This is a genomic window from Pseudomonas sp. Ors-4-3C, from assembly GCF_055755035.1.
On the sequence record NZ_CM146900.1, the window covers coordinates 189,752 to 201,985 of the forward strand.

A 12,234-nucleotide genomic window follows, 5' to 3' on the forward strand; every position below is an offset into this window, starting at 1 on the left:
CCTGAACGAGACCCTGCCATGAGTGAAGAGATTCTGATCAACATCACGCCGATGGAATCGCGCGTGGCGGTGGTCGAAAACGGTGTGCTGCAAGAAGTCCACGTTGAGCGCACGCAAAAGCGCGGGATCGTCGGCAACATCTATAAAGGCAAGATTGTCCGCGTGCTGCCGGGCATGCAGGCGGCATTCGTCGATATCGGTCTGGATCGTGCGGCCTTCATTCACGCTTCGGAAATCTCCCTGCGCGAAGGCCCGGCGGTGGAAAGCATCAGTTCGCTGGTGCACGAAGGCCAGAGTCTGGTGGTGCAGGTGACCAAGGACCCGATCGGGTCGAAAGGTGCACGACTGACGACTCAGCTGTCGATTCCGTCGCGTTATCTGGTGTACATGCCGCGCACCGCCCACGTCGGCATTTCTCTGAAAATCGAAGACGAAGCCGAGCGCGAACGCCTCAAGCAGGTGGTCAGCGATTGTGTGGCCAAGGAAGGGATCAAAGAGGCCGGTGGCTTCATCCTGCGTACCGCCGCCGAGGGGGCCGGGGCCGATGAAATTCTCATGGACATCCGCTACCTGCGCCGTCTGTGGGATCAGATCAGCGAGCAGATCAAGACCATTGGCGCGCCGAGCGTGATCTACGAAGACCTCGGTCTGGCCCTGCGCACCCTGCGCGACCTGGTCAGCCCGAAGATCGAGAAGATCCGTATCGACTCCCGGGAAACCTTCCAGAAAACCACGCAGTTCGTCGCCGAACTGATGCCGGAAATCGCCGATCGTCTGGAACACTATCCGGGCGAGCGGCCGATTTTCGACCTGTATGGCGTCGAAGACGAAATCCAGAAAGCCCTCGAGCGCAAAGTGCCGCTCAAGTCCGGCGGTTATCTGGTGGTCGATCCGGCGGAAGCCATGACCACCATCGACGTCAACACCGGCGCGTTCGTCGGTCATCGCAATCTCGAAGAAACCATCTTCAAGACCAACCTCGAAGCGGCCACCGCGATTGCCCGGCAGATGCGCCTGCGCAATCTGGGCGGGATCATCATCATCGACTTCATCGACATGGAAGATGAAGAGCATCAGCGTCAGGTGCTGCGCACCCTGGAAAAACAGCTCGAACGTGATCACGCCAAGACCAACATCATCGGCATCACCGAGTTGGGCCTGGTGCAGATGACCCGCAAGCGCACCCGCGAAAGTCTTGAACAAGTGCTGTGCGAGCCGTGCAGCAGTTGCCAGGGGCGTGGCAAGTTGAAGACTCCGGAAACCATCTGTTACGAGATTTTCCGCGAGATTCTGCGTGAAGCTCGGGCCTATCAGGCTGAGGGTTATCGGGTATTGGCGAACCAGAAAGTGGTGGATCGGCTGCTCGACGAAGAATCCGGTAACGTCGCCGAGCTTGAAGGGTTCATCGGCCGCACCATACGCTTTCAGGTCGAAACCATGTATTCCCAGGAACAATATGACGTGGTGCTGCTCTGAACCCCTGCAGCACATTTAATCCACAACGGCTGGCCTCAGCTTTTAGTAGTTTTATTGCCATGGGAGCCAACTGACATGGAGCGTCTGACACGCATTTTGGCCGCACTGACCCGCTGGGGGCTGGGCCTGTGCGCGTTGGTTCTGGTGCTGATGGCGTTGTACGTCAGCCTTGGTCGGGAACTGACGCCGCTGGTGGCGGAATACCGCACCGATATCGAAGACAAGGCCACGGCCGCGCTCGGCATGCCATTGCAGATCGGCGAACTGGAAGGCAACTGGAGCGGATTCGCGCCGATTCTGCTGGCCCACGATGTGATGGTCGGTGACGGCGCCAATGCCTTGCGTCTGGACCGGGTGCGCGTGGTGCCTGATCTCTGGGCCAGTGTGCTGGCGCGCGAAGTGCGCATCGCCCATCTGGAACTGAACGGCCTGAAGATCAGCGTCAAGCAAGCGCAGGACGGCACCTGGGCACTGGAAGGCCTCCCAGTGCAGAACGACCAGCCGCTTGATCCCGAACAATTGTTCAATCGCTCACAGATCATTCAGCAACTGTCGGTGCTCGACAGTCAGGTGACCGTGCAGCCGCTGGATCAGGCGCCGATGACCTTTACCTACGTCGGCCTCAATCTGAAAACCGGCAGCAGCCGTCAGCGTCTCGACGCCCGTCTGACCTTGCCCGACGGGCAGCCGGTGGCGATGAGCCTGCGTACACGGATTCGCCCCTCTCAATTGCCCAACAGTTCGGTGGAGGGTTATGTCAGCCTGCCGCAAAGCGATTGGTCAAAGTGGCTGCCCGAGCGTTTGACCCAGCAGTGGAATTTTTCCCAGATCAAGGCCGGCGGCGAGCTGTGGGTGAACTGGAACGACGGCGCTCTGCAAAGCGCCGCCGTGCGTTTGAATGCGCCGCAGGTGACCGGCGCTTATGCCGAGCGCAAACCGATCAAGATCAGCAATCTGGCGCTCAACGGTTATTACCAGCGGGATGACGAGGGCGCGCTCGTTACCCTCGATTCGTTGGCGATGAATGTCGGCGAGACCCGCTGGGAATCTCATGTGCAACTCAAGCAGACGGTGGCCACCGATAAAGCCGATGAGCTGTGGCACTTGCAGGCCGATCGCCTTGATCTGACACCGCTCACGCCGTTGCTCAATGCGCTGGGGCCGTTGCCCGAAAGCGTCGCCACGGTCGTCGACCATCTGAAGGTGACGGGCGGACTGCGCAACGTGCTGCTGGATTTTCGTCCGAACGCCACCGACGGCTCGAAATTCGGCTTCGCTGCCAACCTCGATAATGTCGGTTTCGATGCCTATCACGGTGCCCCGGCGGCGCGAAACGTCAGTGGCAGCCTCAGCGGCAACCTCGACGGCGGTGAACTGCGCATGGACAGCAAGGATTTCGTCCTGCACCTCGACCCGATCTTCGCCAAGCCATGGCAATACATTCAGGCCAACGCCCGCTTGACCTGGAAGCTCGACAAAGACGGTTTCACCCTGATCGCGCCTTACCTGAAAGTGCTGGGCGAAGAGGGCAAGATTGCCGGCGACTTCCTGATCCGCCTGCACTTCGACCATAGCCAGGAAGACTACATGGACCTGCGCGTCGGACTGGTCGATGGCGACGGTCGTTACACCGCCAAGTACCTGCCCGAAGTCTTGAGCCCGGCCCTCGACGAGTGGTTGCGTACGGCGATCCTCAAAGGCGCCGTGGACCAGGGGTTCTTCCAGTACCAGGGTTCGTTGAACAAGAACGCCAAGGATGTCGATCGCAGTATCAGCCTGTTCTTCAAGGTGCATGACGCCGAACTGGCGTTCCAGCCGGGCTGGCCGCATGTGAGCAAGGTCAGCGGCGACGTGTTCATCGAGGACAGCGGTGTGCGCATCGTGGCCGACAAGGGCCAGTTGCTCGACACGCAGGTCAGTGACGTCTTAGTCAACATTCCCCATGTGCAGGCCGGACAACATACCCATCTGTTCCTCGACGGCGGTTTTTCCGGTGGGCTGGGCGACGGACTGAAAATCCTGCAGACCGCGCCGATCGGCACCGGCGAAACCTTCGCCGGCTGGGAAGGCGAGGGCGATCTGCAGGGCAAGGTCAAACTCGATATTCCGCTGGAAAAGGGTGATCAGCCGAAGATTGTCGTCGACTTCAAGACTGCCAATGCGCGCCTGAAACTGGCGGAGCCGAAGCTTGAACTGAGCCAGCTCAAAGGCGATTTCCGTTTTGACAGCGCCAAGGGGCTGAGCGGGCAGAACATCGCGGCGCAGGCGTTCGACAAGCCAGTCACCGCGCAGATTTTTGCCGATGGCAGCGCCAACAAGATCAAGACCCGGGTTGCCGCCTCCGGGCAGGTCGAGGTGAAAAAACTCACTGACTGGCTGGGCGTGACGCAGCCGTTGCCCGTGTCCGGGACCATTCCCTATCAGTTGCAGGTCAACCTGGACGGCAGCGACAGTCAGTTGACGGTCAGTTCCAACATGAAAGGTGTGGCGGTGGATCTGCCGGCACCGTTCGGCATGTCGGCCCAGCAGGGCCGGGACACGGTATTCCGCATGACCCTGCAAGGTCCGGAGCGGCGCTACTGGATCAGCTACGATCAACTGGCCAGTTTCACTTTCGCGGCGCCACCGAGCAATTTTGCCGATGGCCGCGGCGAGCTGTTCCTCGGTACGGGCGACGCGGTTCTGCCGGAGGCCAAGGGTTTGCGCATTCGTGGTGTGCTGTCGGAGCTGGACGTCGCACCGTGGCAGGATCTGGTCAGCAAATACGCCGGCAACGACCCGGGTGGCAGCGCCAAGCAACTGCTCAACAGTGCCGACTTCAAGGTGGGCAAGCTCACCGCTTTCGGCACCACGCTCGATCAGGCTGCAGTGCAGGTCAACCGCAAACCGTGGGCCTGGAATCTGTCGCTCGACAGCCAGCAGGCCAAGGGCTCGGCCAGCCTGCCTGATGCCAAGGGCGCACCGATTGGGGTCAATCTGCAATACGTGCGCCTGCCGGCGCCGGATCCGACGGTGCAGGCTGACGAGAACTCGCCCGACCCGCTGGTTTCGGTCGACCCGACGAAGATTCCTGCGCTGGATATCACCATCAATCAGTTGTACCTCGGCCCGGATCTGGTGGGCGGCTGGTCGCTCAAGGTGCGGCCAACGGCCAAAGGCATTGCCCTGAACAATATGGACATGGGCCTCAAGGGCATCCTGTTGCAGGGTAATGGCGGCTGGGAAGGTACACCGGGGTCGACCAACAGTTGGTTCAAGGGCCGGATCAGCGGCAAGAACCTCGCCGATGTGCTCAAGGGCTGGGGCTTTGCACCGAGCGTGACCAGTGAAGAGTTTCACATGGACGTCGATGGCCGCTGGCCCGGTTCGCCGGCATGGCTGGCGACCAAGCGTTTCTCGGGCACGCTGGATGCCTCGCTCAATAAAGGTCAGTTCGTTGAAGTGGAGGGCGGCGCGCAGGCGTTGCGGGTGTTCGGTCTGCTCAACTTCAACTCCATCGGCCGCCGCCTGCGTCTGGATTTCTCCGACTTGTTCGGCAAGGGCCTGAGCTACGACCGGGTCAAGGGCCTGCTGGTGGCCAACGCCGGTGTCTACGACACTCGCGAGCCGATTCGCCTGACCGGGCCGTCGAGCAATCTGGAACTCAACGGTACGCTGGATCTGGTGCGTGAGCAGGTCGATGCGAAATTGCTGGTGACCTTGCCGGTGACCAACAACCTGCCGATTGCCGCGTTGATTGTCGGCGCGCCGGCGGTGGGCGGGGCGTTGTTCCTGATCGACAAGCTGATCGGTGACCGTGTGGCACGCTTCGCCAGCGTCAAGTACACCGTCAAAGGCCCGTGGAAAGAACCGAAAATCACCTTCGACAAGCCTTTTTGAACAGCCATATCCCAAGCCTATGGAGTAGCATGGCCGCATACCTGTTGCGGAGCGCGCCATGTCTTTAGCGGTGATTCAAATGGTCAGCCAGAGTGATGTGCTGGCCAATCTGGCGCAGGCTCGACGCCTGCTCGAACAGGCCGCGGCCGGCGGCGCGAAGCTGGCGGTGCTGCCGGAAAACTTCGCCGCCATGGGCCGTCGCGATATCGCCGACATCGGCCGCGCCGAAGCGCTCGGCGAAGGGCCGATCCTGCCGTGGTTGAAACAGACCGCCCGTGACCTCAAGTTATGGATAGTGGCCGGCACCTTGCCGTTGCCGCCGCTCGGGCAACCGCAGGCCAAGTCCCACGCCTGTTCGCTGCTGGTCAACGATCAGGGTGAAACCGTCGCGCGGTATGACAAGCTGCACCTGTTCGATGTCGATGTGGCGGACAATCGCGGGCGGTATCGCGAATCCGATGACTATGCTTATGGCAGTGGCGTGGTGGTGGCGGACACGCCGGTCGGCCGCGTCGGTCTGAGCGTGTGTTACGACTTGCGCTTCCCGGAGCTGTACAGTGAACTGCGCGCCGCCGGTGCCGAGTTGATCACCGCTCCATCGGCCTTTACCGCGGTGACCGGTGCGGCGCATTGGGACGTGCTGATTCGCGCCCGGGCCATCGAGACCCAGTGTTATGTGTTGGCGGCAGCGCAGGGCGGGACCCATCCGGGGCCGCGGGAAACCTTCGGTCATGCGGCGATTGTCGACCCGTGGGGCCGTGTGCTGGCGCATCAGGATCAAGGCGAAGCGGTGTTGTTGGCCGAACGCGACAGTGATGAACAAGCGTCCATCAGGGCGCGAATGCCGGTGACGAGTCATCGGCGGTTTTTCTCGCAGGGCGCACAGCGGCCTGCTTCAGAACATGAATTTAAGGCGTAAACCTATGAGCGAGTTGTTGTCCTCAGTCAGTGATCACCTGTTGGCGCCCGGCGGCGTGACGATCGAGAGCCTGCAAGGCGTGCTCGGCGATCTGGCAGGCCCGGGCATCGATGCTGCCGACCTGTATTTCCAGGGTCAGATCTCCGAGTCGTGGTCGCTGGAAGACGGCATCGTCAAGGAAGGCAGCTTCAACCTCGATCAGGGTGTTGGCGTGCGTGCGCAGTCCGGTGAGAAGACCGGTTTTGCCTACAGCAACGCGATCACCCTTGAAGCGCTGGGCGCTGCGGCTCGTGCCGCGCGTTCGATCTCCCGCGCCGGGCAGAACGGCACGGTGCAGGCGTTCAGCACTCAGGATGTCGCGCAGCTGTATGCGCCGGACAATCCGCTGGAAGTGTTGAGCCGCGCCGAGAAAGTCGAGCTGCTCAAGCGCATCGACGTCGCTACCCGCGCCCTCGACCCACGGATTCAGCAGGTCAGCGTGAGCATGGCCGGGGTCTGGGAGCGGATTCTGGTGGCGTCCACCGACGGAGGCCTGGCCGCTGATGTGCGACCGCTGGTGCGTTTCAACGTCAGCGTGATCGTCGAGCAGAATGGTCGTCGCGAGCGCGGCGGGCATGGCGGCGGCGGGCGTACCGACTACCGTTATTTCCTCGCCGAAGACCGTGCCATGGGTTATGCCCGTGAAGCGCTGCGTCAGGCCCTGGTGAACCTCGAAGCGATTCCGGCACCGGCCGGCACCTTGCCTGTCGTCCTCGGTTCGGGCTGGTCCGGCGTGCTCCTGCACGAAGCGGTCGGCCACGGTCTGGAAGGCGACTTCAACCGCAAGGGCAGTTCGGCCTACAGCGGGCGGATGGGCGAAATGGTCGCTTCCAAGCTCTGCACCATTGTCGATGACGGCACGTTGAGTGGTCGTCGCGGTTCGCTGAGCGTCGACGACGAAGGCACCCCGACCGAGTGCACCACGCTGATCGAAAACGGCGTGCTCAAGGGCTACATGCAGGACAAGCTCAATGCGCGCCTGATGGGCGTGGCCCGTACCGGTAATGGTCGTCGCGAGTCTTATGCGCATCTACCGATGCCGCGCATGACCAACACCTACATGTTGGGCGGCGAGAGCGATCCGGCGGAAATCATCGCTTCGGTGAAGAAGGGCATCTACTGCGCCAACCTTGGCGGCGGTCAGGTCGACATCACCAGCGGCAAGTTCGTGTTTTCCACCAGCGAGGCGTACCTGATCGAGGACGGCAAGATCACTGCGCCGGTCAAGGGCGCGACGTTGATCGGCAACGGTCCCGAGGCGATGAGCCGGGTGTCGATGGTCGGTAACGATCTGGCGCTGGACAGCGGTGTGGGCACGTGCGGCAAGGATGGGCAGTCGGTGCCGGTGGGTGTCGGTCAGCCGACGCTGAAAATCGATGCGATCACCGTGGGTGGCACGGGCGCATAAGAAGAGGTGGAGCTTCGGGTGGCGCGCATTGCGGCCACCCGCTGACGACTATCAACGCAGGCCGCGTTGCGTATCGTCCAGCTCACGGATGTACTTGAAGATCTTGCGGCTGGAAGCAGGAGGTTTGTTTTGCGCAACCTCGTGCTGAGCCTGACGGATCAGGGAACGCAGTTGTTGGCGATCGGCGTCCGGGTACTCGACGACGAATTTCTCCAGCACGGCATCGTCACCGGCGATCAGGCGGTCACGCCAGCGTTCGAGGTTGTGGAAACGCTCGTTGTACTGACGGGTGGAGGCATCGAGTTGATCGAGCAGTACCAGAATCGCGTCAGTGTCCTGATCGCGCATCAGTTTGCCGATGAACTGCAGGTGCCGTTTACGCGCGATGTTCGCGGTGTGCTTGGGCGCATCGGTCAGGGCCCGGCGCAAAGCGTCGGTCAATGGCAGTTTTGCCTGCAAGTCGGGCTTGAGTGTTGTAAGGCGCTCGCCAAGGTCAACCAGAGCATGCAGCTCGCGTTTGACCTGAGATTTGCTTTTTTCTCCCGTATCGAGGGAGTCGTCGTAAGAATCAACCATGGTGGCAGTCCGCAAAGAAACGCCGCCATGATAACCAGTCGGGGGCCGCTTGTCCGGCCCGGTCGCTCGATGACCCCAGCCGAAAGCAGAATTTGAGTGGAGATGAGCATGAGTGCAGTTCAAAGCGTCGGCCCGCAGGCATTGCCGGCACTGCAGGAACAGGTCGAGCAGATCATCGCCGAAGCCAAGCGTCAGGGCGCCAGCGCCTGCGAAGTCGCGGTGTCGCTGGAGCAGGGTTTGTCGACGTCGGTGCGCCAGCGTGAGGTCGAGACGGTCGAGTTCAATCGCGATCAGGGTTTTGGCATCACCTTGTATGTTGGCCAGCGCAAAGGCTCGGCCAGCACTTCCGCCACCGGCCCTGATGCGATTCGCGAAACCGTTGCCGCTGCACTGGCCATCGCCAGACACACCTCTGAAGACGAAGCATCGGGCCTCGCTGATGCGGCGCTGATGGCCAGGGATCAGCAGGATTTCGATCTGTTTCACGAGTGGGGCATCACCCCTGAGCAGGCCATCGAGAAGGCGCTGATCTGTGAAGCGGCCGCGTTCGACGCCGATGCGCGGATCAAGAACGCCGACGGCACCACCCTCAGCACGCATCAGGGCTGCCGTGTGTATGGCAACAGCCACGGTTTCATCGGCGGTTACGCGTCGACCCGGCACAGCCTGAGCTGCGTGATGATCGCCGAAGCCGATGGCCAGATGCAGCGTGATTACTGGTATGACGTGAACCGTCAGGGCAGCTTGCTGGCGGATCCGGTGAGCATCGGCCAGCGTGCCGCGCAACGCGCCGCGAGCCGTCTGGGCGCGCGTCCGGTGCCGACCTGCGAAGTGCCGGTGCTGTTTTCCGCCGAGCTGGCGGGCGGATTGTTCGGCAGTTTCCTGTCGGCGGTGTCCGGCGGCAGCCTGTACCGCAAATCGTCGTTTCTCGAAGGCACTTTGGGGCAGAAACTGTTTCCGGAATGGCTGACCATCGACGAGCGTCCGCACCTGATGCGCGCCATGGGCAGTGCGTCCTACGACGGCGATGGTCTGGCCACTTACGCCAAGCCGTTCGTCGAGAAGGGCGAACTGGTGTCGTACATCCTCGGCACGTACTCCGGGCGCAAACTCGGCATGCCGAGCACCGCCAACGCGGGTGGCGTGCACAACCTGTTCGTCACTCACGGTGACGAAGACCAGGCGGCGCTGTTGAAGCGCATGGGCCGTGGGCTGCTGGTCACCGAATTGATGGGCCATGGCTTGAACATGGTTACAGGCGATTATTCGCGCGGGGCGGCGGGTTTCTGGGTCGAAAACGGCGAAATCCAGTTCGCGGTGCAGGAAGTGACCATCGCCGGCAACATGCGCGACATGTTCAAGCAGATCGTCGCAGTCGGTAATGATCTGGAGCTGCGCAGCAATATTCGCACGGGCTCGGTGTTGATCGAGCGGATGACTGTCGCGGGTAGCTAAAACCCGGCGGCAACAAAAAAGGCGCGCCACCCAATCGGGTGGCGCGCCTTTTTTCTTGGCTCCCCACAAAACCCTGTGGGAGCGAGCCTGCTCGCGAAAGCGATTTAACAGCCGACCGCAGCGGCGATTGACACGACGCCTTCGCGAGCAGGCTCGCTCCCACAATGGAGTCTGTGTACATAGGCGCTCTTGTTTTGGTTCTCATTATCATCTAATAATAAATCTCATCTCCGAACGAGTCCCGGATCATGAGTTCTGCCTTGCACGAGCAGCCGTACCTCGAAAGCTGGCGCTGGATGAGTCGCCAGATCCGTTGCGCGATGGATCCTGACGAACCACGCCTGATCGAACATTACCTGGCCGAAGGCCGTTATCTGGCCTGCTGTACGGCGACTTCCCCGTGGACCATCGCTGAAACCTCCTTCCGTCTGCTGCTCGACACAGCCACCGACATCGCGTTGCCGTGGCACTGGCGCAGCCTGTGTCTCGATCAAGCCTGGCGCCCGCTGCGTGAAATGGAGCGCCTGTCGCTGTGCAACTGCCGGCTCCAGCGCTGGCAGCGCTACACCTGGCAACTGGCGACCTGCGAGTTGCTTCCTTCGATTCCTCTTATTGAACTGGTGCAAGGATTTTCAGATGACCAAGACACGTATTGAGCGCGACAGCATGGGCGAATTGCAGGTGCCGGTGGACGCTCTCTACGGCGCGCAAACCCAGCGCGCAGTGGATAACTTCCCGATCAGCGGCCAACCGATGCCGAGGCAATTCATCCGTGCGCTGATCCTCGCCAAAGCCGCTGCCGCCCGGGCCAACGTCGAACTCAACCAGATCAGCGCCGCACAGGGCAAAGCCATCAGCGATGCGGCCCAAGGCCTGCTCGAAGGCGACTTCATGCAGCATTTTCCGGTGGATATCTTCCAGACCGGCTCCGGCACCAGCTCCAACATGAACGCCAACGAAGTGATTGCGACCCTCGCCAGCCGTCTGCTCGATGAGCCGGTCAACCCTAACGATCACGTCAACTGCGGCCAAAGCAGCAACGACATCATTCCGACCACCATCCACGTCAGCGCTGCCCTGGCTTTGCATGAACAATTGCTGCCGGCGCTGCTGCACCTGGTGCAGGTGATCGAAAACAAAGCCGAACAGGTGCATCACCATGTCAAAACCGGCCGCACCCATTTGATGGACGCGATGCCGGTGCGCATGAGCCAGGTGCTCAATGGCTGGGCGCAACAGCTCAAGGCCAACATCGGTCATCTGCAGGATTTGCTGCCGAGCCTGCAATCGCTGGCACAGGGCGGTACGGCGGTGGGTACCGGGATCAATGCGCATCCGGAGTTCGCCGCACGTTTCAGCCGCCAACTGAGCCAGCTGACCCATGTGCAATTCACTCCGGGCAAAGATCTGTTCGCGCTGATCGGCTCGCAGGACACCGCCGTCGCCGTCTCCGGCCAGCTCAAGGCCACCGCGGTGTCGCTGATGAAAATCGCCAACGACCTGCGCTGGATGAACTCAGGGCCGCTTGCCGGTCTCGGCGAGATCGAGCTCGAAGGGCTGCAACCGGGTTCGTCGATCATGCCAGGCAAGGTCAACCCGGTGATTCCGGAAGCCACTGCGATGGTCGCCGCGCAAGTGATCGGCAACGACTCGGTGATCACCATCGCCGGCCAGTCGGGCAATTTCGAACTGAACGTGATGCTGCCGATCATCGCCCAGAACCTGCTCAGCAGCATCGAACTGCTGGCCAATGCCAGTCGTCTGCTCGGCGACAAGGCCATCGCCAGCTTCAAGGTCAATGAGTCGCGGCTCAAGGAAGCGCTGTCGCGCAACCCGATTCTGGTCACCGCGCTCAACCCGATCATCGGCTATCAGAAAGCCGCCGAAATCGCCAAGCAGGCCTACAAACAGGGGCGTCCGGTGATCGACGTCGCGCTGGAACACACCGATCTGTCGCGCAGCCAACTGGAAGAGTTGCTCAACCCCGAGAAACTCACCGCCGGCGGCGTGTAAATCCCGCAACCGCTTTGGAGGCTCACCATGGAGCACTGGAAACGCACGATCGAACGGGCCAATCGCTGCTTCATGCTGGGCGAGCTGATTGATGCCCGTGAAGCTTATCTGCAAGCCCTGGCCCTGGCGCAAGTGCTGTTCGAGCGCTGGGCCGATGCCGACGAAGCGGTGGCGGCCTGCGTCATCTCCCACCACAACCTGGCGGATCTGCACCTGCGCCTGAATCAGCCGGAGGAGAGCGCAGAGTACCTCTGCGCGATTCATCAACGGCTGTTGCAAACCATGCAGGACGAACGCCTGCGTCCGGCGCTGCGTGAAGCGGCGCTACGCCAGAGCAGCAAGACCTACGTCGAACTGCTGAATTTCATCAGCGAGCACGGCGAATACCCGCGCACCCAGCGCCTGCTGCACCCGGATACCGGCAATGCGCGCCGCGCGCCTGCCTCACATCACCATGGAGTCCACTGAA

The 12,234-nt window shown here is 61.6% G+C and carries 9 protein-coding genes; 8 read left to right on the forward strand and 1 reads right to left on the reverse strand.

Annotated elements, in window-relative coordinates:
- The first annotated feature begins 18 nt into the window (after nucleotides 1–18).
- The 4 genes from rng (at nucleotide 19) to tldD (ending at nucleotide 7,721) form a co-directional block, all read left to right on the forward strand.
- Complete coding sequence (gene rng, locus ACVHNU_RS00805) at nucleotides 19–1,476, forward strand: ribonuclease G (protein WP_003221665.1); 1,458 nt, start codon at nucleotides 19–21, stop codon at nucleotides 1,474–1,476.
- A 75-nt stretch (nucleotides 1,477–1,551) separates the two neighbouring features.
- Nucleotides 1,552–5,355, forward strand: a complete 3,804-nt coding sequence (locus tag ACVHNU_RS00810) for a YhdP family protein (protein WP_473018810.1) — start codon at nucleotides 1,552–1,554, stop codon at nucleotides 5,353–5,355.
- Between the two features lie 58 nt (nucleotides 5,356–5,413).
- Entirely contained in the window at nucleotides 5,414–6,274 is an 861-nt protein-coding gene (locus ACVHNU_RS00815; protein ID WP_003221670.1) for a carbon-nitrogen hydrolase family protein, read from the forward strand.
- 4 nt (nucleotides 6,275–6,278) lie between these two features.
- Nucleotides 6,279–7,721: a metalloprotease TldD gene (gene tldD / locus ACVHNU_RS00820; protein ID WP_007961588.1), complete on the forward strand. Its 1,443-nt coding sequence runs from the start codon at nucleotides 6,279–6,281 to the stop codon at nucleotides 7,719–7,721.
- Between the two features lie 51 nt (nucleotides 7,722–7,772).
- Here tldD and yjgA read toward each other — a convergent pair whose 3' ends face one another.
- A complete protein-coding gene (gene yjgA / locus ACVHNU_RS00825; protein ID WP_473018811.1) occupies nucleotides 7,773–8,297 on the reverse strand; it encodes a ribosome biogenesis factor YjgA in 525 nt (174 codons plus the stop codon).
- A gap of 108 nt (nucleotides 8,298–8,405) precedes the next feature.
- Between yjgA and pmbA the strand changes: the two genes are divergently transcribed.
- From pmbA to ACVHNU_RS00845, 4 genes are all read left to right on the forward strand, one after another.
- On the forward strand, nucleotides 8,406–9,752 hold the full coding sequence (gene pmbA / locus ACVHNU_RS00830; RefSeq protein WP_473018812.1) for a metalloprotease PmbA: 1,347 nt from the start codon (nucleotides 8,406–8,408) through the stop codon (nucleotides 9,750–9,752).
- A 248-nt stretch (nucleotides 9,753–10,000) separates the two neighbouring features.
- The gene (locus ACVHNU_RS00835) at nucleotides 10,001–10,408 is read left to right on the forward strand and encodes a FagA protein (protein ID WP_103521624.1); all 408 of its coding nucleotides are present in this window, start codon (nucleotides 10,001–10,003) and stop codon (nucleotides 10,406–10,408) included.
- Nucleotides 10,389–11,765: a class II fumarate hydratase gene (locus tag ACVHNU_RS00840; protein WP_400499020.1), complete on the forward strand. Its 1,377-nt coding sequence runs from the start codon at nucleotides 10,389–10,391 to the stop codon at nucleotides 11,763–11,765. Before ACVHNU_RS00835 ends, ACVHNU_RS00840 begins: the two co-directional genes overlap by 20 nt.
- A gap of 27 nt (nucleotides 11,766–11,792) precedes the next feature.
- Complete coding sequence (locus ACVHNU_RS00845) at nucleotides 11,793–12,233, forward strand: hypothetical protein (protein WP_003221677.1); 441 nt, start codon at nucleotides 11,793–11,795, stop codon at nucleotides 12,231–12,233.
- Nucleotide 12,234: the final 1 nt, after the last annotated feature.